At 63.3% G+C, this 21,113-nt stretch carries 20 protein-coding genes; 12 read left to right on the top strand and 8 right to left on the bottom strand.

Translation table 11 applies throughout. The annotated features are described in order from the left end of the window. Positions 1–19: 19 nt before the first annotated feature. The 4 genes from AC1DDS_RS13020 to AC1DDS_RS13035 form a co-directional block, all read right to left on the bottom strand. Positions 20–601, bottom strand: a complete 582-nt coding sequence (locus AC1DDS_RS13020; RefSeq protein WP_310420147.1) for a response regulator transcription factor — start codon at positions 599–601, stop codon at positions 20–22. Next, complete coding sequence (locus AC1DDS_RS13025; protein WP_477479276.1) at positions 598–2,097, bottom strand: sensor histidine kinase; 1,500 nt, start codon at positions 2,095–2,097, stop codon at positions 598–600. Before AC1DDS_RS13025 ends, AC1DDS_RS13020 begins: the two co-directional genes overlap by 4 nt. A gap of 333 nt (positions 2,098–2,430) precedes the next feature. Further along, positions 2,431–3,264: an aldo/keto reductase gene (locus AC1DDS_RS13030; protein ID WP_477479277.1), complete on the bottom strand. Its 834-nt coding sequence runs from the start codon at positions 3,262–3,264 to the stop codon at positions 2,431–2,433. 126 nt (positions 3,265–3,390) lie between these two features. Continuing rightward, a complete protein-coding gene (locus AC1DDS_RS13035) occupies positions 3,391–4,584 on the bottom strand; it encodes an MFS transporter (protein WP_477479278.1) in 1,194 nt (397 codons plus the stop codon). 137 nt (positions 4,585–4,721) lie between these two features. Here AC1DDS_RS13035 and AC1DDS_RS13040 point away from each other — a divergent pair, with 137 nt between their 5' ends. Next, positions 4,722–5,615, top strand: coding sequence for a LysR family transcriptional regulator (locus tag AC1DDS_RS13040; protein ID WP_477479279.1), 894 nt, complete (start codon positions 4,722–4,724; stop codon positions 5,613–5,615). A gap of 68 nt (positions 5,616–5,683) precedes the next feature. Here the strand turns inward: AC1DDS_RS13040 and AC1DDS_RS13045 are convergent, their stop codons facing one another. From AC1DDS_RS13045 to AC1DDS_RS13060, 4 genes are all read right to left on the bottom strand, one after another. Beyond that, positions 5,684–6,556 carry a LysR family transcriptional regulator gene (locus tag AC1DDS_RS13045; RefSeq protein WP_477479280.1) on the bottom strand — a complete coding sequence of 291 codons (873 nt, stop codon included), beginning with the start codon at positions 6,554–6,556 and terminating at the stop codon, positions 5,684–5,686. A 189-nt stretch (positions 6,557–6,745) separates the two neighbouring features. Continuing rightward, a complete protein-coding gene (locus AC1DDS_RS13050; protein ID WP_477479281.1) occupies positions 6,746–7,978 on the bottom strand; it encodes a M24 family metallopeptidase in 1,233 nt (410 codons plus the stop codon). A gap of 352 nt (positions 7,979–8,330) precedes the next feature. Then, positions 8,331–9,644, bottom strand: a complete 1,314-nt coding sequence (locus AC1DDS_RS13055) for a glutamine synthetase family protein (protein WP_477479282.1) — start codon at positions 9,642–9,644, stop codon at positions 8,331–8,333. After that, positions 9,634–10,536, bottom strand: coding sequence for a MurR/RpiR family transcriptional regulator (locus AC1DDS_RS13060; protein WP_477479283.1), 903 nt, complete (start codon positions 10,534–10,536; stop codon positions 9,634–9,636). Before AC1DDS_RS13060 ends, AC1DDS_RS13055 begins: the two co-directional genes overlap by 11 nt. A gap of 157 nt (positions 10,537–10,693) precedes the next feature. Here AC1DDS_RS13060 and AC1DDS_RS13065 point away from each other — a divergent pair, with 157 nt between their 5' ends. From AC1DDS_RS13065 to AC1DDS_RS13115, 11 genes are all read left to right on the top strand, one after another. Further along, positions 10,694–11,509 (top strand): N-formylglutamate amidohydrolase, encoded by an 816-nt coding sequence (locus tag AC1DDS_RS13065; RefSeq protein WP_477479284.1) that lies wholly within the window; start codon positions 10,694–10,696, stop codon positions 11,507–11,509. Next, positions 11,499–12,149: a cysteine hydrolase family protein gene (locus tag AC1DDS_RS13070; RefSeq protein ID WP_477479285.1), complete on the top strand. Its 651-nt coding sequence runs from the start codon at positions 11,499–11,501 to the stop codon at positions 12,147–12,149. Before AC1DDS_RS13065 ends, AC1DDS_RS13070 begins: the two co-directional genes overlap by 11 nt. Positions 12,150–12,265: 116 nt before the next feature. Beyond that, complete coding sequence (locus tag AC1DDS_RS13075) at positions 12,266–13,438, top strand: ABC transporter substrate-binding protein (RefSeq protein WP_477479286.1); 1,173 nt, start codon at positions 12,266–12,268, stop codon at positions 13,436–13,438. A gap of 52 nt (positions 13,439–13,490) precedes the next feature. After that, the gene (locus AC1DDS_RS13080; RefSeq protein ID WP_477479287.1) at positions 13,491–14,225 is read left to right on the top strand and encodes an ABC transporter ATP-binding protein; all 735 of its coding nucleotides are present in this window, start codon (positions 13,491–13,493) and stop codon (positions 14,223–14,225) included. Continuing rightward, positions 14,218–14,925, top strand: a complete 708-nt coding sequence (locus AC1DDS_RS13085) for an ABC transporter ATP-binding protein (RefSeq protein ID WP_477479288.1) — start codon at positions 14,218–14,220, stop codon at positions 14,923–14,925. Before AC1DDS_RS13080 ends, AC1DDS_RS13085 begins: the two co-directional genes overlap by 8 nt. Before the next feature lie 3 nt (positions 14,926–14,928). Continuing rightward, positions 14,929–15,819, top strand: a complete 891-nt coding sequence (locus AC1DDS_RS13090) for a branched-chain amino acid ABC transporter permease (RefSeq protein ID WP_310420175.1) — start codon at positions 14,929–14,931, stop codon at positions 15,817–15,819. 13 nt (positions 15,820–15,832) lie between these two features. Further along, complete coding sequence (locus tag AC1DDS_RS13095) at positions 15,833–16,864, top strand: branched-chain amino acid ABC transporter permease (RefSeq protein WP_477479289.1); 1,032 nt, start codon at positions 15,833–15,835, stop codon at positions 16,862–16,864. Then, positions 16,861–17,529 (top strand): cysteine hydrolase family protein, encoded by a 669-nt coding sequence (locus AC1DDS_RS13100; protein ID WP_477479290.1) that lies wholly within the window; start codon positions 16,861–16,863, stop codon positions 17,527–17,529. Before AC1DDS_RS13095 ends, AC1DDS_RS13100 begins: the two co-directional genes overlap by 4 nt. 14 nt (positions 17,530–17,543) lie before the next feature. Beyond that, positions 17,544–18,857, top strand: coding sequence for an aspartate aminotransferase family protein (locus tag AC1DDS_RS13105; RefSeq protein WP_477479291.1), 1,314 nt, complete (start codon positions 17,544–17,546; stop codon positions 18,855–18,857). A gap of 145 nt (positions 18,858–19,002) precedes the next feature. Then, positions 19,003–19,485, top strand: coding sequence for an Lrp/AsnC family transcriptional regulator (locus AC1DDS_RS13110; RefSeq protein WP_477479292.1), 483 nt, complete (start codon positions 19,003–19,005; stop codon positions 19,483–19,485). A 117-nt stretch (positions 19,486–19,602) separates the two neighbouring features. Further along, complete coding sequence (locus AC1DDS_RS13115) at positions 19,603–21,099, top strand: NAD-dependent succinate-semialdehyde dehydrogenase (RefSeq protein WP_477479293.1); 1,497 nt, start codon at positions 19,603–19,605, stop codon at positions 21,097–21,099. The last annotated feature ends 14 nt before the right edge of the window (positions 21,100–21,113 follow it).

Here is a 21,113-nt window from a genome sequence, read left to right on the forward strand (position 1 = left end):
CCGACACCTATCGGTAGGATTACCGATGCGCGCTCAGCCAGAGCCTCGTCTGCTCCGCCACTGACGGCGTGCCGAGCTTGGCCGCAATATTGGCACGATGGCTGTCGACCGTCCGCACCGAGACAGTCAGCGCCGCGGCGATTTCCTTGCTGCCGAGCCCCTTCGACACCAGTTCGATGACCTCCGCCTCGCGCCCGGTCAACTGTTTGAGCAGTGCAGCCGTCTCGGCCTGAGCGAGATGTTCGGCAAGCTGCACTTCGCAGGCTGCAATCGCCTCCATCAGCACATGCTCGTCGACCGGCTTCGTCAGAAAATCGGTCACGCCTGCGCGAAAGGCCCGGCGGCAGGCTTCGACATCGCCATGGCCGGTGATCATGATCGTCGGCCAGGAGATGCCCTTCGCCGACAATTGCGTCATGAGCTGAAGACCGCTGACGGCGGGCAGCCGTAGATCAAGGACCAGAACGCCCGGTCTCGTCCAGTCCGCATGCGCTATGAGATGCGCAGCATCCGGAAAGGTCGCGACTTCCTTGCCGTAGGTCGAAAGCAGCATCGCCAGCGCTTCCCGCACGGCGGCATCGTCATCCACCAGATAGATCATCGCGTCGTCTCCAGCGGCAGGCGGACGATGAACCGCGCTCCCCCCGCATTGACCGCCTCCATGCTGCCTTCCATTTTCTCGATCAACCGTGCGCAAAGCGGCAAGCCCAATCCCATGCCCTCGGGCTTGGTGGTGAAGAAGGGTTCGAAGATATGCGGCAGCGCCGCGGCGGGAATGCCCGCGCCGTTGTCGGTAATCGTGAGCACAGCCTGCTTGTCCGAGCCCTCAGCGCGTATGGAAATGCGAGGATCGTCCTTTCCGTCGAGCGCTTCCGCAGCATTGCGCAGGATATTGTGGATCACCTGCTGAAAACCGATCGTGTCGATACGCACGAGGCGCTCACCGGATGCGATGACGGTATCGAGAGCGATGCCGCGTCTAGCGAGATCGGGCTCGGCAAGACGCATTGCTTCGGTCAAGGCGCGCTCCAGTGGAATGGTTTCGAGCTGCGATGCTCCGCCGGCAATATAGGCACGCATTCGCCCGAGAATGTCGCCGGCGCGCTTTGCCTCGCGCACATTGGCATCCAACGCCTGTTCCAGGATATCACGTCTCTCAAGCGCGATCGCCCGGCGCGCTGCCTGGCTCTGGCTCAGAAGAGCTGCGACAGGCTGCGCCAACTCATGCGCAATGCCCGATGCCATTTCGCCGAGGGCATTCACACGCCCGGCGTGAGCAAGTTTCGTTTCCTGCTCGAGCAAAGCCGCTCGACGCTCTTGATGCCGCTCCGCACGCACCGCTCGGCGATATGCGACAAGCAAATAGAATGCCGCCGCAAGCAACAAGAGAAGCGGCAGGACAATCATCGGCGGCAACAGCTCCGTGGCGCGAAAACCCCGGCTCATTTCCAGTCGTAACGGCTGGCTGGCGCTGTTGACGTCAAGGTTGCGAGTAGCGGTGAGCAGCGTCGAAGCACGCAAGGGACGGTCGATCAGTTGGGTTTCCCGCAGCCACAACTGATAGCCGTAGTCCTGGGGAAACAGACCGTCAGCAACCAGTCCATCCGCATCGATCTTCATCAGCAGATAGAGCCCCGGTGCGACCAGCTTGTAGATCTCATAGTGCTGCACATCACCCGTCTGGCTGCGAACCTCCGTGCTGCCGGGTGTCGTCAGAACCGGCAGTCCGGCGGAGCTCTGCTCTTCCACCTGAGGATCATTTGGCCGGTCATAGCGCGTCATTACCGCGCGCGCACCCTCCACATGGATCGTCGCGATTTCTGTGATGCGCGGATAAAAGGCAGCTATCGCCTCGGCGAGCCCCCGAACACTTTCGTTTTGCTCCTGCTCCCCCATGCGAACCACGGCCGCAAGGGCAGTCAGGTGTGCCTCATGCTGGGCGAGCTTCTCGCCGAGGCGCGTGCCCGCCGCTGAGAGGCCGCTGTTGAGGTCGTCCAAGCCGGCCCGATATTTGAACGCCGCAACCAGCGCGGCGACAAACATGGCGGTGGCGAGACCGGCGAGCAGCACCAGGACGGAATGATATTTGCGTTTCATCTTCATTCTGCGTACGCGGCTGCCCGCATCTTGTCCAACTCTTCATGGAAGGCGGCCGCGGCTTTTCACCAACCCGCCCCAGCGTCTGAACCAGACGCCGCCCCTTTCGTTGGCGGAAATCCCTGGAAACCGCAACTCCGCAATGGGTGAGTGCTCAATACTCAGAACTAAGGTCAGAACCGAGAAAGAGGGGCTTGGGCATTGGCGGCGCCCAAGTGCCCTGCAGCATCGAAGTAACGCCCAAGCCGGCGTGCATCTGCCGAGTTAGGACGCTACTCCGGGCCTGCGGGATCGAAATGCCCGCCAGGTCAGGCTGTGCGGGCAATCGACATGTCAGGCCGCGCCGTCCCAGGCCGGTGCCAGGCCATCCGGGCTGACGATGCGGCCGTCCGGCCGGGCAAGCTTGTGGATGCGCATCATCTCATCCGCCGTCAGCGCAAAGTCGAAGACCGCGAGATTTTCGGCAAGCCGTGCCTCCGTCGCCGTCTTGGTGAGCGCCACCACGTCCGGCTGCTGGATCAGCCAGCGCAGCGTGACCTGCGCAGCCGACTTGCCATGCTTCTCGCCGATCTCCTTCAGCAACGGATCGTTCGGCACCTTGCCGTCAGCCATGGCATAGTAGGCGGTGAGCGCCATGCCATAGGTGGCCGTGGCTTCCAGCACCTTCGTCTGGTCGAGGAAGGGATGGTATTCAACCTGGTTGGTGGCGAGCGGCGCGGCGCTGAGGCGCACGGCCTCGGCCATCAGCGCGGTGTTGAAGTTGCTGACGCCGATATGCTTGGTCAGGCCGCGTTCGCGCACGGCGTTGAGCTCGGCGATCTGCACCTCCAGCGGCACGACCTCGTTCGGCCAGTGCAGGAGGAGAAGATCGACATGGTCGGTCTTCAGCTTGCGCAGGCTTTCCTCGACGGAAGCCGCGAAGGCGTCCTTGGCGTAGTTCGCGACCCAGACCTTGGTGGTGAGAAAGATGTTTTCGCGGGCGATGCCGAATTGCTGGATCGCCTCGCCGACGGCCGCCTCGTTCTCGTATATCTGGGCGGTATCGACATGGGTGAAGCCGCTTTGCAGCGCCTTCGGCAGGATGGAGAGGACTTCGTTTTCCGGCATGCGGAAGGTGCCGAAGCCGAGCTGGGTGATGTGGGCGCCATTGGCGTTGACGGTTTTCATCGGTTTCTCCTTGTGAGGTTGGTGGCCCGCCGGAGCGCAAGCAATTCCAGCAAAAGTGCGAAGCGGTTTTGCGTCCGGAATTACGGCAAAGGTTGAAGGGGGAACGCCCCGGCGGGGTAATGGGCTTCAGGCGGGCTGACAGGCGGCGTCCGGCTGGCTGCGTTCGCGCCGATCGAGCGCGCCGCTCAGAAGGGTCAGGGCGAGCGCGGCGGCGACGAGGATGGCGCCGATCCACGGCGTTGCGCCAAGGCCGAGCGGCGAGGCGACGACCAGCCCGCCGATCCACGCGCCGGCGGCGATGCCGAGGTTGAAGGCGGCGATGTTGAGCGCCGAGGCGACGTCGATGGCGGCCGGGCGGTGGCGCTTGGCCATGTCGACGACATAGAGCTGCAGGCCTGGCACATTGGCGAAGGACAGGAAGCCGAGGGCGGCGAGCGTGACCAGCGCGAAGACCGGCGACGGCGCGGTGAAGGTGAGGATGACAAGAACGGCGGCCTGCAAGGCGAAGAGCACGACGAGCGCCTTCACGGGGTCGCGGTCCGCCACCTTGCCGCCGACGATGTTGCCGAAGGCGATGGCCGCGCCATAGAGCACCAGCACGAGGCTGACGGTGCCCTCGGAAAGACCGGTGATTTCCTGCAGCAACGGTGAGAGGAAGGTGAAGGTCACGAAGGTGCCGCCATAGCCGAGCGCCGTCATGGCGAAGACGATGAGCAGGCGGCCCGAGCCGAGCACGCGCACCTGTTCCATCAGGCCCGCCGGCTTTTCGCGCTTGAGGTTTGCCGGCAGCAGCAGGGCGATGGCGGCGAAGGCGACGAGGCCCAGGGCAGCCACGGCCCAGAACGTGGCGCGCCAGCCGAACGTCTGGCCGATGAAGGTGCCGAGCGGCACGCCGGTGACGATGGCAACGGTCAGGCCCATGAACATCATGGCGATGGCCGAGGCCCGGCGGTCCGGTGCCACGAGATCGGCCGCGATGGTGGCGCCGACGGAGAAGAAGACGCCGTGCGCGAAGGCCGAAAGCACGCGGCCGACGAGCAGCATTTCATAGCTTGGCGAAAGCGCTGCGATCGCATTGCCGGCGATGAAGAGGGCCATGAGACCGAGCAGCAGCGGCTTGCGCCCGAGCTTTCCGGTAAGCGCAGTGAGCACCGGCGCGCCAAAAGTGACGCCGAGCGCATAGACCGAGACGATGAGGCCGGCGAGCGGCAGGGTGATGTTAAGGTCGGTGGCGACGGTCGGCAGCAGGCCGACGATCACGAATTCCGTGGTGCCGATCGCGTAGGCCGCGACGGTAAGGGCAAAGAGGGCAAGTGGCATGGCGGGTCCCCACGCCCGGCGCTAGACCGGGTCCTTTTGGGTTGAAGTTTGTTCGGGGCGGAATATGGGGCACGGCCACTTGCGCGTTAATCCGCGGAAGTGGATAAGCATATGTGAATTGAATTCACGGGTAAGGAATGGACAACCGCGCAGGCGAAATGGAAGTCTTCGTGCTGGCGGCGGAGCTGAAGAGCTTTTCGGCCGCCGGCCGCAAGCTACGTCTGTCGCCTTCCGCCGTCAGCAAACTCGTCACCCGCATAGAGGACCGGCTCGGCGCACGGCTTCTCGTGCGCACCACGCGCCGGCTGGAGCTGACGCCGGAAGGCGAGGTCTATCTGGGGCGGGCGCGGCGCATCCTCTCCGACATTGCCGAAACCGAGCGCATCGTGGCCGAGGGCGCGCGGATCGTGCCGCGCGGGCCGCTGCGGGTAAATGCCTCGGTCGGCTTCGGCGAGCGCTATATCCTGCCGCTCGTGCCGGCCTTTCTGGCACTTTATCCGGAGATCGAACTGGACTTGACGCTCACCGACGGCGTCATCGACGTGATCGGCGAACGCACCGATGTCGCCATCCGATCGGGCCCCTTGCGGGATTCCTCGCTGAAAGCGCGAAAACTGCTGGAAAGCCGCAAGGTCGTCATCGCTGCGCCGGCCTATCTCGAACGACACGGCACGCCAAAACACCCAGCGGAGCTATCCAGCCACAATTGCCTGCGCTTCAATTTCCGCCGTAGCATGGACGATTGGCCGTTTCTCCTCGAGGACGGCCAGACCGTCGAAGCCTACGACGTCACAGGCAACATGCTGGTCTCCAACGGCGCGATCCTGCGTCAGCTCTGTCTCGACGGCCTCGGCCTCGGCCGCATCGGACGTTTCCATGTCGAGCCGGACATTGTCGCCGGAGCGCTGGTGCCCGTACTGGAGGGCTTCAATCCTGGCGACACTGAAGTCATCCACGCCGTCTTCGCCGGGCACGAGCATCTTGCCGCACGGATCCGGGCGTTCATCGACTTTCTGGTGGAGAAGATTTGAGAACTGGCGCTAGATGTTTACCCAGTTAGGCAGCGCGCGGCGCTGCCTAACTGTGCGCTCGATGCCAGTCAGTCCTCGGCGTTGTGGCTTACGAACATGTCGGCGAAGCGCGCGGCAAAGCTCTGGGTGGCCGAACGGGCGCGGTCGCTGACATAAATGCCGACGACGGCATCCTCCAGACGCGGCAGCGACTTGTCGAGGCCGATCTGGAAGACCTTGTCGGACAGGACCCTCTTCGCCAGGACGCTGACACCAAAGCCGTTGGCGATCGCGGATTCGATGCAGGACTGGCTCGGGCTCGAATAGACGAGGTCGAAGTTGCGCCCTTCCCGCTGCAGCGCGCCGAGCATGCTGCGGCGGTAAACGCAGCCTTCCGGGAAGCTGACGATGCGCAGCGGATCATTAAGCGCAGCCTCGGGACTGCTGCCCACCCAAGTCAGCGGCTCACGCCAGGTCATGAATGCCGACTCCGCCGGCCCGTCCGCCGTCATCGCGACCACGATGTCGAACTGGCCTTCGCGCAATCCCTTCAGCAGGACGTAGGAGAGGTCGCAGACAACCTCGAAGGTGAAGCCTGCCTGTTCGAAAGTCAGGCCAGCCATGAGCTTGGGCATGAAATGATCCGCGTAGTCGCTGGGGATGCCCAGCCGCAGCTTGCCGCGTGTGTCGCGCCGGGAAATCCGCAGCATCATCTCGTCGTTCAGAAGCAGCATGCGCCGGGCGTAAGTCGCCACGATCTCCCCTTCCTCGGTAAGATAGACGCCGCCGGCTTCCTTGATGTCACGGCTGAAAAGCTGAACGCCGAGCAGGTCCTGAAGCCGCCTTATCTGGGAGCTGATCGTGGGTTGCGTCCGACCGAGACGCTCGCCGGCACGGGTGTAGCCGCGCACGTCGATGATGGTGACGAAAGTTCGCAGCAGATCGGTCGGAATACTCCGCATGGAATGAACCTCGTTGTCTCGTGACTGCAGACAGTTGCGACGGCCGGCCTCTGTTCGGCCGTCGCCGGTTCTAGGCGAACTCGTGTCGCCGGCAAAGCGGTACCGCGTCCTTGCGCGCGCCACCCGTGAACATGCATCCTGGAAGATCGAAGGCGCCCGATCTTTTTTTGGGGCCCCTTCGGCTTCGCGTCAGGCCAGGATGATGTTGTGTTTTGGTCCAAACGGGAACTTGGTGATGTTCTCGTTGCTGCCATCCTCCTTGAGCACCAGAATGTCGTGCTCGCGGTATCCGCCGGCCCCTGGTCTTCCTTCCGGGATGGAGACCATGGGCTCCATCGAAACGACCATGTTGGGTTGCAGGATGGTGTTGACGTCCTCCCGCAACTCCACACCCCCCTCTCGGCCGTAGTAGTGGCACATGACGCCGAAGGAATGTCCGTAGCCGAACGACCTGTACTTCAGCAGGCCATGCTCGCGATACATCTCGTTCAGCTCGGCGGCGACGTCGCCGCAGCGTGCACCGGGCTTCAGCAGCTCGAGGCCGCGGCGGTGGACCTGGCAGTTGATCTCCCAGATCCTCAGATGCTCATCGGAGGCGTGGTCCAGGAACATGGTGCGCTCGAGCGCCGTGTAGTAGCCAGCGATCATCGGGAAGCAGTTCATCGACAGGATGTCGCCCTTCTGCAGACGACGGCTGGTCACCGGGTTGTGCGCACCGTCGGTGTTGACACCGGACTGGAACCAGACCCAGCTGTCCATCAGCTCCGCGTGCGGATAGACCTGCGCTATGTGACGGACCATCGCCTGGGTTCCGGCAAGCGCGAGATCGTATTCGGGCACGCCTTCGGCGATCAGCGCCTTGATGGCCGCGCCGCCGACGTCCGCCGTGCGGGCGCCCTCGGTGATGATGGCGATCTCCTCCGGCGATTTGATCGTGCGCATCCACATGACCGGCTGTCCGATGTCGCGGAACTCCACGTCCGGAAACGCCTCTTGCAGAAGCGCGCGGGTCTCCAGCGTGACATGGTCGAACTCGATTCCGACCCGCTTCATGCCTTTCAACTGGCGCTGGAGCGCGTGAAAATAGTTGTCCTTGCGCCAGTCCGTGTAGGTGATGTTGTCGCCAAAGGTCCGGCGCCAGGGCTGGCCGGCGTCCACGCCGGCGGAAATGCTTGTCGCCTTGCTGTCCGTCACGATCAGGGCGTAGCGGCGGGCGAAGGAGCAATAGATGAAATCGGCGAAATAATTGATGTTGTGGTAGGACGTCAGCAGCGCCGCATCCAGTTTCAGATCGTCCAGAACTCGACGCAGGCCGTCCTGTCGACGCTTCATCTCAGCTTCGCTGAAGGTGGGGACGACCTTCTCCCCATTGTGCATTTCCTGGAGCCGGGGCAGGTCGCCCGACTGTATGCCTGTATTCATTCTCGGTGTCTCCTAAGCAAGATGCTCCCAATGCGAGAGGTCGCTCAGCTTAGGAACTGCCGAGAAGGCGGTGAAATAGAAAAAGGACATGCCTTGATAGAGTTCATTCGCGGCTCTTACCGGGCTCCGCAGGTAAGAGCACATGCCTTCCTTCTGGTCATAGATCCCGTATTCGAGAACAAGTGGCGCAAAACCAGGGCGTCTGGATGATGCTCCCATCGCGAAGTACTGCTCGGGTGCTATCATTCTGAGCCAGGAGCTTGCATGAGGCGATGTGGCCGCGCCTTAGATACGGGCGCGGCCGATCTTCACTTGAAGTGACGCACGCGCCCCAGCAAGCCAGGTGACACCGTCAATAGGCATGCTCATATGCGGCGCAGATCTCCGCCTGGGACTTGTCGGCCAAAAAGGCGATCTCGCCTTCCTTGTGCTTCACGTAGACGTCGGCAAACCCTTCTGGAAACCAGCCGCAAACCGTCGAATTCTCCCTGAAGCGCTGGAGGGCCGCTTCCAGCGTCTGCGGCAGGCGGACATAACCGCGGGCGGCCAGAGCTTCGGTGCTCAGCAACGAGAGATCTTCCTGGGTCGCCTCGGGCACCTCCAAGCCTTCCTCGATTCCCTGTACGCCGGCATGGACGATCGCGGCGAGCGCCAGATGCGGATTTGCCGCACCATCGGCGGCACGGAACTCGAAATTGAACTGGGAGGCGCGGTCGATGTCGCTGATGTCGGAGACCGGGCAGATACGCACCGAGGCTTCCCGGTCACGAAAACCGAGATTGTTGAATGCAGCGCTCCAGCGATGCGGCGTCAGGCGCAGGTAGGAAACCACGCTCGGCGCAGTGATGGCGACGATCGAATCGAGATATTTCAGGATGCCCGCGACGAATTTTCCAGCAACGTCGGAAAGCTCGTGCTTGCCGTTCGGATCGTAGGTAACGGGATTGCCTGCCGAATCCAGCATGCTCATGTGCACATGCACGCCGTTGCCGACGCCGGCTGGATCGCGGATCGGCGTGAAGGTTGGATCATAGCCGAGTTCGCGCGCAACCAGGCCGACGAGCTCCCGCGTAATCAGCGAATGATCCGCGACGGTGACGCCCTTCTGCGGCCCCATCGTCACTTCAAACTGGCCCGCGCCGAATTCCTTCAGGATCGTATCCGGCGTCACGCCGGCCTGACGCATCGCGGCGATGATCGCCTCGCAGAAATGACGCTCCTCCTGGAAGCCGCCAAGCGTGAAGGCCTGTCCGACTTCGGAAACGAGATGCTTGATCTGGAACTCATGCTCGAAGGCGCCGTAAAGGGTGACGCCCGCCACCTTTTGCAGGCGTTCGAGCGCCGCTTCGAGGATCGAGCGCGTGCAGAATTCCCAGGGCCGCCCGTCCGTATAGCGGATATTGCCGAGAACGAAATTCTCGTTCGGCGCCCCCTCCTCGCTTTCGATGCTGACGCTGGTTGCTGGATCGGGAATGAGCACGAGATCGCCGAGCGAGCCGAAGGGGCTTTCGGCGATGGCGTCGAAGCAGGTGATCTGCACATTGGTCGGCGTCCAGCCGACCCCCCGCTTCAGGCGCTTTTCCATCTGCGACAGCGGAAAGGCCTTGCCGCGCACCTTCCCCGAGAGATCGCCGCAGCAGGCAACCATCATTTCTTCACGTTTCATCTGCGTCCCCATTGATCTGGTTCTGGTCATATCCCGGCAGCGAGAAACGGATGCCGTCCCAATCGCCGATGCGCTTCTGCGTTGCCTCCCAATCGGCTTCGGAGACGCGCACAATCAGCGCCTCGACGAGAACGATTGCCGCCGCGACCGTGTCCCAGGCCGTGCCTGCATCAATCGGCAGCGCGATGATGTGATCGGCGCTGCGTGCGGCGGGAGAAATCCATTTGTCGGTAACGACGACGATCGTCGCGCCCTGCTTTTCCGCGATTGCCTCGGCAAGGCGCGAGAGGCTGGGCTGGTACCGCCGGAAGTCGAACAGCACGACCACGTCCTTCTTGCGCATGCGCAGCACATACTCCGGCCAGAACTCCGGATTGTCGGCCATGTGGTAGATGCCGCTGCGGATCTGCCGCAGATGGATCGACAGGAAGGAAGCGACATTGTCGCTGATGCGGCCGCCAAGCAAATAGATGTTGCGCGAGGAATCCGCGAGGAGAGCGGCAAGAATATCGAACTGCGCCAGCGAGACGGTCGCTGTCATTTCCTGCAGGACGGAAGAAACCCGCTCGATGTATTCCGGCAGAAACTCCGATTGACCAACCGGCTTCTGGGTGGACTTCAGGTCGAGCGGCGAACGCTGCCCCTCCTTCAGCTCGGCAATCAAGTGGCGTTGCAAATCATGGAAGCCACCGCAGCCGATCTTGCTGACGAAACGGGTAATGGAGGGCGCGCTGACGCCGGTCTTTGCTGCCAGTTCCTGGATGCTTTCAAGGCCGGTGAAAGGATAGTCCGCGAGGATCGCGTTTGCGATCTTCCGCTCGCTGGCGGTCAGCTGCGCGGCGGCCTCGCGAATTCTCGTGCGGACCGTCGTCGATGATTTTCCATCGCTCATTGGCGTTCGTTCCCTTGTTGGGGCGGATACTTGCGCCATGAAAAAATTTAGTCAAACGGAAAAAATAAGATTGACTATGATTGAAAAATTTCTTTGACTGTCCGTCATCGAAGCCCGTGCTTCCGGCCCTGCCGGACCGTTTGACGGATTTGTTTGCATGCTCAGGTTTACTGATCGCGACACGACCAGAGTGCTGAGTGCAGGCGACCCCGATCCCGTGGTGCGGATCAACGCCGGCGGCGCCTCGACGATCTTTCTCACCTGCGAACATGCGGGTCGCAGCGTGCCTCTGGCACTCGGCGACCTCGGCATCGCCCCGGAGGAGATGGATCGCCATATCGCCTACGACGTCGGCGCCGAGGGTGTTGCCCGCGGCCTTGCCGAACGCCTCGATGCCGCGCTCATTCTCCAGCGCTACAGCCGCCTTGTCGTAGACTGCAACCGCCCCTTCGATGCGACGGACTGCGTCGTCCTGCAAAGCGATGGCACGACAATCCCGGCCAACGCGGATATCTCCGACACGGAACGCCGCGCCCGCTACGTGGAAATCCACCAACCGCTGCACGAGGCCATCGCCACGGCGCTAGACCAGCGGCAGGCGGCTGGCAAGCCATCCTGCCTTGTCTCGGTGCATAGTTTCACGCCGATCATGCGCGCGACCGGCGCTGTGCGCGATTTCGAACTCGGCCTTCTCTATAACCGCGATGCCCGTCTGGCCGAGCGGTTGGCGGAGGCGTTTCGCGCGGCCAATCCGGACGTCACGGTGAAACTCAACGCACCGTATCACGTCGACGATATCTCGGACTACACGATCCCGGTGCATGGCGAGCGGCGCGGCATTCCGCACGTGCTTCTCGAAATACGCAACGATCTCATCAACGACGCCCGCGGCCAACAGGAATGGGCCGAGCGCCTCGCCATGCCTCTGCGCCTTGCGGCCGAAAACCTCGAAGGAACCCCCGATGGCCGCTGACCATCTGACCACGCGGAACCTGCCGCTCGACCCGGCCGCCTCCGCCATCCTCTTCATCGACGTGCAGAACTTTTCCGTGCGCCGCGAGGGCGGTGAGTTCAAGGACGTCTCCGATGCCGAGATCGAAGGCAAATACGGCTATTATTTCAAGCGCATCCACGAGGTGGCGATCCCCAATATGCAACGCCTGCTCGACGGTTTTCGCAAGGCGGGCATCGAGGTGCTGCACACGACGATCGAGAGCCTGACCAAGGATGGCCGCGACCGCAGCCTCGACTACAAGATCACCGGATTCAACGTGCCGAAGGGATCTTGGGACGGCAAGGTCATCGACGAACTGGAGCCGCTGGAAGATGAGATCGTTTTCCCGAAAAGCTCCTCCAGCGTCTTCATCTCCACCCATATCGACTATATCTTGCGCAATCTCGGCGTGAAGCAGATCGTGCTGTGCGGCCTCCTGACCGATCAATGCGTGGAATCGGCCGTACGCGACGCCTGCGATCTCAACTATCTTGTGACGCTCGTGCCGGACGCCTGCGGCACCTACTCGCAGGAGCGGCACGATTTTTCGCTCAGCGCCATCAAGGGCTATTGCCGCCAGATCTCGACTGATGATCTCCTGAAGGAAATCGGGCAGTAAGACTGCCGGGAAGGATCGGCGAAACGAACAAGGAGCATTCGAAAGCGGGCCTACAACAAAACAAAAGGCCGGCCCGCGTCCATCCACTGCCATAAGGCATCATAAGGGGAACGATAATGAAATTGAGGACTTCCAAACTGCTTCTGGCGGCGAGCCTGGCGCTTGCCTCTTCCGCTGCCCTTGCCGACGACGACAAGATCGTGATCGGCGGCGCGCTGTCGATGACGGGCATCCAGGCCCCGCTCGACACCCCCGGCTATAACGGCGCCCAGGTGGCGGTGAAATATCTCAACGACAATGGCGGTGTGCTCGGCAAGCAGGTCGAGTTCATCAACATCGACGGCAAGTCCGATCCGGTTACGGTCGGCAACGTCGCCGTCGAGCTGATCGACAAGGGTGCTCAGGTCATCGTCGCGCCGTGCGACTTCGACTTCGGTTCGCCGGCAAGCCGCGAGGCGCAATCGGCCGGCCTCGTCGGCATTTCGACCTGCGCCTCCGACCCGCTCTATTCGTCCTGGTCGCTCGGCGACAAGCAGTTCACGCTCTCCATGTGGAACACCACGATGGGGGCGACGGCAGCCGATTTCGCGGTCAAGGAGAAGGGCTGGAAGACGGCCTATGTCGTGACCGACCAGTTCATCGCCTACACCAAGTCGCTCTCGAAATATTTCGTCGAGCAGTTCAAGGCCGACGGCGGCGAGATCCTGCTGGAAGACACCTATACCAACGGCGACAACAACTTTTCCGCCCAACTCGCGCGTCTCCAGGCGCTCGGCAAGAAACCGGACGTGATCTTCGTTTCGTCCTACGGCACGGATATCGGCGTGATCATCCGCGCGCTGCGGGAAGTCGGCTATGATGCGCCGGTCCTCGGCGGCGACGCCTATGACGACCCGGCCATGCACGAGTCGCTCGGCGAAAAGTTCGGCAACAACGTCTTTTTCGTCACCCACACCTGGATGGGCCCGGAAGCGCATCCGGACATGCCGAAATTCATCGAGCTCTATACCCAGATGCACGGCAGTGCGCCGGATACGTCCTTCGTCTCGACCGGCTGGGACACGATCATGATGATCGCCGACGCAATTAAGGCGGCTGGCACGACGGAAGGCGGCGCGCTCGCCAAGGCGCTGGAAGACGGCCAATTCAAGCTCTTGACCGGCGACCTCGATTACGGCACCGCGGAAGAAGGCCATGTGCCGAACAAGGCCGCGGCCGTCATCGAACTGAAGGGCGGCAAGCCGAGCTTCGTCGGCTGGCGCAAGCCGGAATCCCTGCCGAATCCCTGATCCGCGTTCACGGGCCGGTGTGAAAGCCGGCCCCCCCACTTTCGGAAAAGCCATGCCTGAAACGCGTCTCGCGGTTAACGACGTGTCGGTGGAATTCACCGGCCTCCGCGCCCTCGACCATGTGTCGCTCTCCGTCGCCACCGGCGAGGTCGTCGGCCTGATCGGGCCGAACGGCTCCGGCAAGACGACGCTCATCAATGCTATCACCGGCCAGGTGAAGCTAGCGACCGGCACAATCCTCGCCGGCGACACCACTCTGTCCGGTCTCTCGCCGCGCAAGATCGCCCTTGCCGGCGTCAGCCGCTCATTCCAGATCGTCCGCCTTTTCAACACGATGACGGTATTGGAGAATGTCGAGGCCGCGGCACTCGCGAAGGGCGCCTCCCGCGCTGTCGCCGCCGAGCGCGCGGCCGGCCTTCTTGCCGAGCTCAATCTATCGGCGAAGGCGGACGAGTTGGGCGAAAGCCTCAGCTACGGCGACAAGCGCCGGGTCGAGATCGCCCGGGCGCTCGCCGCCGAGCCGCGTTTCCTGCTCCTCGACGAGCCGGCCGCCGGCATGAACGACGCCGAGTCCGAGACCCTGCTGCACACGCTTTCCGAACTGCCGAAGACGCGCGGTCTCGGCCTGCTGATCATCGACCACGACATGGGCCTTATCATGCGCCTCTGCCACCGGCTGCACGTCCTCGCCTCCGGCCGCACCATTGCCGAGGGCGATGCCGCCCATGTCCGCAGCCATCCGGCCGTCATCGAGGCCTATCTCGGCAAGGGGGCGGTCCATGCTTGACGTCACCGATCTTTCCGTCAGCTACGGCACGATCCGCGCCGTACGCGGCATCAGCTTCACCGTCGGCAAGGGCGAGTTGGTCAGCCTGCTCGGCGCAAACGGTGCCGGCAAATCCTCGACCATCAAATGCATCGCCGGCGCGCTGAAGACGGCGGGCGGCTCGATTACGCTCGAAGGCAAGGACATCACCGCTGCCAATCCCGAGCAGGTCATCCGCGCGGGCCTTGCCACCGTACCGGAAACCCGCGACGTGTTTCCTGACCTGACGGTCGCCGAGAACCTCATGCTCGGCGCCTACATCCACCGCCGCGACCAGGCCGGAAACCGCCAGAACCTCGAAAAGCTGCACGCGCTCTTTCCGCGCCTTGCCGAACGCTCGAACCAGCCGGCCGGCACGCTTTCGGGCGGCGAGCAGCAAATGCTCGTCATCGCCCGCGCGCTGATGGCGCGACCAAGCGTCCTGCTCCTCGACGAGCCTTCGCTCGGCCTCGCGCCGGCCGTCGTCGAGCGCATCTTCGAGATGATCGCGACGCTGAAGGAATCGGGCCTGACCATCCTGCTTGTCGAGCAGAACGTGAACCAGGCGCTTTCCATTGCCGACCGCGCCTATGTCATGCGGCTCGGCGCCATCGTCGCATCCGGCACGGCCGACGAGATCCGCTCCGGCAGCGATCTCAGTGCGCATTATCTGGGGGGCTGATCCATGGCTTTCGCGATCCAGTTCGTCATCGACGTCCTGAGCCTTGGCGGCGCCTATGCCCTCATGGCCCTCGGCCTCGTCATCATCTACGGCATCCTGCGCCTCGTGAACTTTGCCTATGGCGAACTCATCATGGTTGCCGGCTATACGATGTATCTTTCAAGCGGCTCGGGCCTGCCCTGGCTCGTCATGGCCGCGCTTGCCGTCGCCATGGCGGTACTGTTCGGCATTCTCACCGACTACGCCGCCTTCCGTCCGGTGCGGGCAAAATCGGTGACGGCGGTGCTGATCACCTCCTTCGCCTTCTCGAACCTGTTGCAGAACGCGGCGCTGCTCTTCATCTCGCCGCGCCCGCGCAACGTGCCGCTGCCGGAAATCTTCTCGCAGACGGTCTCGATCGGCGGGGCGATCACGCCGGTGCGCAACCTCATCACCATCGCCGCCTCCATCGTGCTGCTTGCCGCCGTCGCCTTCCTCATGCGCAAGACGACGCTCGGCATCGCCATGCGCGCCGCTGCGACGAACTTCACCATGGCCCGCATGCTCGGCGTGCCGGCAAACCTCATCATCTCCTCGGCCTTCGCGCTCTCTGGCTTTCTTGCCGGCGTTGTCGGCATCCTCTGGATCGGTCGCATCGGCACGGTCGTGCCGGGCGTCGGGCTGGAGCCGCTGCTCGTCGCATTCATCGCCACCGTCATCGGCGGCATGCGCAGCCTTCCCGGCGCCGTCGTCGGCGGTTTCCTGCTGGCGCTGATCGATACGACGCTCAACTACACCCTGTCGCAGGATCTCCTGAAATTCCGCGACGCCTTCACCTTCAGCCTCGTCATCCTGATCCTGCTCTGGCGCCCCCAGGGCCTTATCAAGGGCCCGGCGAGCGGCCAGCGGACCTGAAGGAGCGGACCTCATGAAACATTCCTACCTCACTGCGCTCATTCTGATTGCCGTCATCGCCGTCATTGCGGTCGGCAGCCAGGTCCTCGGCATCCGTCTCTACGACCGTATCGCCACCAATCTCCTGATCTCACTGGTGCTCGTCGTCGGCCTCCAGACCTTCATGGGCAATTCGGGCCTGCTTTCCTTCGCCCATATCGGCTTCATGGGTCTCGGCGCCTATACGTCCGCCGTGCTGACCATCCCGGCCCAGATGAAGGGCATGGCGCTGCCCGATCTCTACGAGTTCATGAAGGCCGTGGAGATTTCGCCGCTTCTGGCGATGTTTGCGGCCGGTCTGGTGGCCGCGGTCGTGGCGGCGGTCGTCGCCTATCCGCTGATGCGGCTTTCCGATGCTGCGGCCGTCATCACCTCCTTCGCGCTGCTCGTCGTCCTCTACACCGTCATGAACAACTGGAGCGCCTTCACCAACGGCCCGCGCACGCTCTTCGGCCTGCCGAAAACCACGGACATGCCGATCGCCGCCATCGTCGCGGCCGTCGTGGTGGTCGTGGCGCTGTTCTTCAAGGAATCGCGCACCGGCAAGCTGCTCCGCGCCTCCCGTGAGGACGAGGTCGCCGCCGCGGCGCTCGGCGCCGACATACCACATCTGCGCTGGCGGGCCTTCATCCTCGCCGCCTTCATCGCCGGCATCGGCGGGGCGCTGTGGGGTCACTTCATCACTTCCTTCGCACCGAAGGCCTTCTACCTGAAGGAAACCTTCCTCATCATCACCATGCTGGTGATCGGCGGGGCCAATACGGTGACGGGAGCCGTCGCTGGCGCAATCCTCGTCACCTTCGCCTATGAAGGCCTGCGCGGCACTGAAGGCGCACTGAACGCCACCGCGGTGGGCGCCGGCCAGGTCGTTGGCCTCACCGAGATCGTGCTGGCGCTCGCCATGATCGCCGTGATGATCGTCAAGCCGGGCGGTCTCTTCCCGAACCGCGAGATCGGCCACATTCTCACCCGCACCCGCCGCGAGAAGGAGATTGCTACCTCATGAGCTGGAAAACCGCCTATCGTTCCTTTTACTATGCCAACGCTGAGGCGCCGGACGACATCGTGCTCGATCCGGAGACGACGGCGCTTCTCGTCATCGATATTCAGAACACCTATCTCGACCCGAAGGATACGCCCGAGGAAACCGCCCGCTGGCAGCCTTTCTACGATCGGATGCGGAAAACGGTGATCCCGAACACGGCCCGCCTCATCGAAGAATGCCGCAAGCGCAAGGTAGAGGTCATCTTCGCCCGCATTGCCTGCCTGAAACCCGATGGTCGCGACCGCTCGCTCAGCCAGAAGAAGCCGGGCTTCAACTACCTGCTCTTGCCGCAGGACCTGCCCGAAGGCCAGATCGTGCCGGAACTCGAGCCGCGTTCCGACGAAATCGTTATCTCCAAGACGACCGACAGCGCGCTGACCGGCACGAACCTCCGCCTCGTGCTGCATAACATGGGCATCAAGAACGTCATCTGCTGCGGTATCTTCACCGACCAGTGCGTCTCCTCCACCGTGCGCAGCCTCGCCGACGAAAGTTTCGGCGTCGTGGTGGTCGACGACTGCGGCGCGGCGGCGACGGATGAGCTGCACCGGCGGGAACTGGAGATCATGAACATGATCTACTGCCACGTCGTCCAGCTCGACGAGGTTCTGACCTTCTTCAAATAGTTGGGGGTAGCTGCATGTCCGGTCTCTACGCACGCGAAAGCCGATCCGTCTCGAAAATGGCGCACCTGCGGTTCTTCCCGCAGGCGATCGTTGGCGGCAGTGGCGCGTATGTTACCGGCGACGACGGCCGGCAGCTTCTCGATTTCGCCGCGTCCTGGGGCGCGGCGAGCCTGGGTCACTCACACCCAGCCCTCCGCGAGGCTGTTAACCGCGCGCTCTCCGATCAGGCGGGAGCAAGCTACCTTTCCGCCGCAAACGAACCCTGCGTCCTCCTCGCCGAAAAGCTGCTGTCGCTTGTGCCGGAGCGCGCCCGCGGCCGTGTCTGGTTCGGCCATTCCGGCTCGGATGCCAACGAAACCGTCGCCCGCATGGTGGTTGCCGCCACCGGCCGGCCGCGCATTCTCGCCTTCGACGGCGCCTATCATGGCGGCACCGTCGGCTCCATGGCCGTCTCCGGCCATCCGGCGCAGCAAGGCACGCGGGCAAAGGGTCTGACGCTCGTGCCCTATCCGAACAGCTATGCCGCCGGCAGTCCCGAGGCGGCAAGGGACGCGGCCCTCGCCCATCTCGAACGACTTTTCGCAACCGAGGTGCCACCGGAAGAGGTCGCCGCCTTTTTCATCGAGCCGATCCAGTCGGACGGCGGCATGCTGGTGCCGCCCGACGGCTTCTTCCTGGCGATCGAGGCGCTTTGCCGCCGCCACGGCATCCTCCTCGTCTCGGACGAGGTGAAGGTCGGCCTCGGCCGCAGCGGCCGGTTCAACGCCTTCGAACATGCCGGCATCGAGCCGGATATCGTCGTGTTCGGCAAGGGCCTGGGCGGCGGCCTGCCGATTTCCGCCGTGGTCGGCCCCGAAGCGATCCTCAACCACGCGGTGGCGTTCTCCCTGCAGACCGTGCATGGCAACCCGGTCTGCGCCGCGGCGGCGCTCGCCGTTCTGGAGACGATCGAGCGCGACCATCTCATCGAGAATGCCGAACGAACCGGGCGCGCCCTGCGGGAAGCGCTTCACGGTCTTGCCGCGCGTCATGCTCTGATCGGCGATGTCCGTGGCCACGGCCTTGCGCTCGGCGTCGAGCTTGTGACGGATCGCACCACCCGCGAGCCGGCTGCGCGGCAAACAGCGCTTACGGTTTTCCGCGCCTTTCAGCTCGGCCTCGTGCTCTATTATGTTGGTGTGCGTTCCAATGTGCTGGAGTTCACCCCGCCCCTGACGCTCACGCAAGGCCAGGCGCTTGAAGGCACCGCCATCCTCAGCCAGGCACTCGCCGATGTCGTCGCGGGACGGGTCGACGAAAGCTTACTGGTCGATTTTGCGGGCTGGTAGGCCTGGTTTCATCCTACGATCGTGACCGTCGATCGGCTTGGCGAAAACGGAAAAATAACTGACGGCGGGTTTGCCACGGCGTTACCGGCCGGTGCGCTTGGCACCAGTGTCAAAACGCTTTTATTCCTGGCGCGAAGGGAACTGCATGAAACTCGACGCCATCGACCTGCGCATCCTGGAGTCCATCCAGGAAAACGGGCGGATCACCAAGCTGGCGCTGGCCGAAAAGGCGGGCCTTTCGCCCACGCCCTGCTGGCTGCGCCTGCGCAGGCTGGAGAAGGCGGGCATCGTCACCGGCTACCATGCCCGCCTCGCGGTGCGGCGCGTCGCGCCAGTCGCCAGCGTGATGATGGAGGTGACGCTCGCCAATCATCGCCAGTCCGATTTCGAACGCTTCGAGCGAGCTGTTGCGGCAACGCCGGAAATCGTCGCCTGCTGGTCGGTCGGCGGCGGAGTTGATTACATCCTGAAGATCATGGCGGCGAACATCGACGCCTATCAGCGCCTCGTCGACAGCCTGCTCGATCGCGAACTCGGCATCGACCGCTATTTCACCTACATCGTCACCAAGACGGTGAAGGAGGAGACCGTGCTGCCACTCACGACCCTGCTTCCCGCCTCCGAATAGAGAGATTGTCTATCTCAGCCTCCACCATTGGCCAAAGTCTCTACTCTTGGCCCGGCAATAGACAATCTGTCGCCCCGCCTCTGGCACACTCCTCCCACAAATCCAGAGGAGGCCGCCATGACCGCCGCATTCGCCCGCACGCCCTTTCACGACGCGCTTGCCCGCCTCGGTGATCCACACCTGTTGCGGGAGCTCTGCTATGTCGGTGGACGCTGGGTTGCCGGCAGCGGCGGCGACAGCTTCAAGGTCACGGATCCCGCGTCGGCCATCCCCCTCGCCTGGGTCGCCTCGCTCGATGGCGAGCAGACATCCGAGGCGGTTTCCGCCGCGGCCAAGGCATTCCCCGTGTGGCGGGACATGCTGCCGCAGGAGCGCGCCGCCATATTGCGCAACTGGCATGGACTTATGCTGGAAGCCCGTGAGGACCTTGCGTTGCTGATGACATTGGAGCAGGGCAAACCGCTTTCGGAATCCCGTGGCGAGATCGACTACGCTGCCTCCTTCATCGAGTGGTATGCCGAGGAAGGAAAACGCCTCAACGCCGAAGGCGTCACGAGCCACTTGGCCGGTGCAGAGATGATCGTGCGCCGCGAGGCACTTGGCGTCGTCGGCATCGTAACGCCATGGAACTTCCCCTCCGCCATGATCACCCGAAAGGCAGCGGCCGCCCTTGCCGCCGGCTGCACCGTCGTCGCACATCCCTCCAGCGAGACCCCGCTTTCCGCGCTCGCGCTTGCCGAACTCGGCGAACGGGCAGGTCTGCCTGCCGGCGTCTTCAATGTGGTTACGGGGGATGCGGCGACGATCGTTGGCCGACTGAACGCAGACACCCGCGTGCGGGCCATGAGCTTTACCGGCTCCACCGAGATCGGCAAGCTGATCGCCAGCCAATGTGCGCCGACCATGAAGCGGCTCGTGATGGAACTTGGCGGCCATGCGCCGCTGATCATCTTTGCCGATGCCAATATCGACAAGGCTGCCGACATCGCCATCAACGCCAAGTTCGCGACCTCGGGCCAGGATTGCCTCGCCGCCAACCGCATCTATGTCGAGCGTCCCGCCCTGGCCGCCTTCACCAAGGCATTCAAAGCGCGGATCGAAGCGCTGAAGGTTGGCCCCGGGCTGGAGGCCGGCACCGAGATCGGTCCGCTGATGCATGAGCGTGCCATCGCCAAGGTGGAAGAGCAGGTGGCAGATGCGCTCAGCCACGGTGCAAAACTCCTGACGGGCGGAAAACGCCACACGGCCGGTCCGCTGTTTTATGAACCGACTTTGCTGGCGGACGTTTCCGACGACGCGCTGATCATGCGCGAGGAAACCTTCGGCCCCGTCGCCGCCGTCACTGCCTTCGACAGCGAAGCGGAAGTGATCGCGCGCGCCAATAACAGCGAATACGGCCTCGCCGCCTATGTCGTCACCGAAAACGGCGCCCGCCAGATGCGCCTTGGCCGGGCTCTGGAATACGCGATGGTGGCGATCAACCGCGTGAAAATCACCGGCAGCCCGATCCCCTTCGGCGGCTGGAAACAATCCGGCCTCGGCCGCGAAGGCTCGCGCCACGGCACGGAGGCCTTCACCGAACTCAAATATCTCTGCATCGACACGGCCGCCTGACCCTGGCGCCGAAC

The organism is Mycoplana sp. 10N416, assembly GCF_056394765.1.

Bases quoted from the DNA above. Each gene is read 5' to 3' on its own strand.
- AC1DDS_RS13070 (WP_477479285.1), top strand. From the start codon at position 11,499: ATGGCCGCTGACCATCTGACCACGCGGAACCTGCCGCTCGACCCGGCC.
- AC1DDS_RS13045 (WP_477479280.1), bottom strand. From the start codon at position 6,556: ATGCGGAGTATTCCGACCGATCTGCTGCGAACTTTCGTCACCATCATC.
- AC1DDS_RS13035 (WP_477479278.1), bottom strand. From the start codon at position 4,584: ATGCCACTTGCCCTCTTTGCCCTTACCGTCGCGGCCTACGCGATCGGC.
- AC1DDS_RS13020 (WP_310420147.1), bottom strand. From the start codon at position 601: ATGATCTATCTGGTGGATGACGATGCCGCCGTGCGGGAAGCGCTGGCG.
- AC1DDS_RS13040 (WP_477479279.1), top strand. From the start codon at position 4,722: ATGGACAACCGCGCAGGCGAAATGGAAGTCTTCGTGCTGGCGGCGGAG.
- AC1DDS_RS13115 (WP_477479293.1), top strand. From the start codon at position 19,603: ATGACCGCCGCATTCGCCCGCACGCCCTTTCACGACGCGCTTGCCCGC.
- AC1DDS_RS13090 (WP_310420175.1), top strand. From the start codon at position 14,929: ATGGCTTTCGCGATCCAGTTCGTCATCGACGTCCTGAGCCTTGGCGGC.
- AC1DDS_RS13080 (WP_477479287.1), top strand. From the start codon at position 13,491: ATGCCTGAAACGCGTCTCGCGGTTAACGACGTGTCGGTGGAATTCACC.
- AC1DDS_RS13050 (WP_477479281.1), bottom strand. From the start codon at position 7,978: ATGAATACAGGCATACAGTCGGGCGACCTGCCCCGGCTCCAGGAAATG.
- AC1DDS_RS13105 (WP_477479291.1), top strand. From the start codon at position 17,544: ATGTCCGGTCTCTACGCACGCGAAAGCCGATCCGTCTCGAAAATGGCG.
- AC1DDS_RS13110 (WP_477479292.1), top strand. From the start codon at position 19,003: ATGAAACTCGACGCCATCGACCTGCGCATCCTGGAGTCCATCCAGGAA.
- AC1DDS_RS13060 (WP_477479283.1), bottom strand. From the start codon at position 10,536: ATGAGCGATGGAAAATCATCGACGACGGTCCGCACGAGAATTCGCGAG.
- AC1DDS_RS13100 (WP_477479290.1), top strand. From the start codon at position 16,861: ATGAGCTGGAAAACCGCCTATCGTTCCTTTTACTATGCCAACGCTGAG.
- AC1DDS_RS13095 (WP_477479289.1), top strand. From the start codon at position 15,833: ATGAAACATTCCTACCTCACTGCGCTCATTCTGATTGCCGTCATCGCC.
- AC1DDS_RS13055 (WP_477479282.1), bottom strand. From the start codon at position 9,644: ATGAAACGTGAAGAAATGATGGTTGCCTGCTGCGGCGATCTCTCGGGG.
- AC1DDS_RS13085 (WP_477479288.1), top strand. From the start codon at position 14,218: ATGCTTGACGTCACCGATCTTTCCGTCAGCTACGGCACGATCCGCGCC.
- AC1DDS_RS13025 (WP_477479276.1), bottom strand. From the start codon at position 2,097: ATGAAACGCAAATATCATTCCGTCCTGGTGCTGCTCGCCGGTCTCGCC.
- AC1DDS_RS13065 (WP_477479284.1), top strand. From the start codon at position 10,694: ATGCTCAGGTTTACTGATCGCGACACGACCAGAGTGCTGAGTGCAGGC.
- AC1DDS_RS13030 (WP_477479277.1), bottom strand. From the start codon at position 3,264: ATGAAAACCGTCAACGCCAATGGCGCCCACATCACCCAGCTCGGCTTC.
- AC1DDS_RS13075 (WP_477479286.1), top strand. From the start codon at position 12,266: ATGAAATTGAGGACTTCCAAACTGCTTCTGGCGGCGAGCCTGGCGCTT.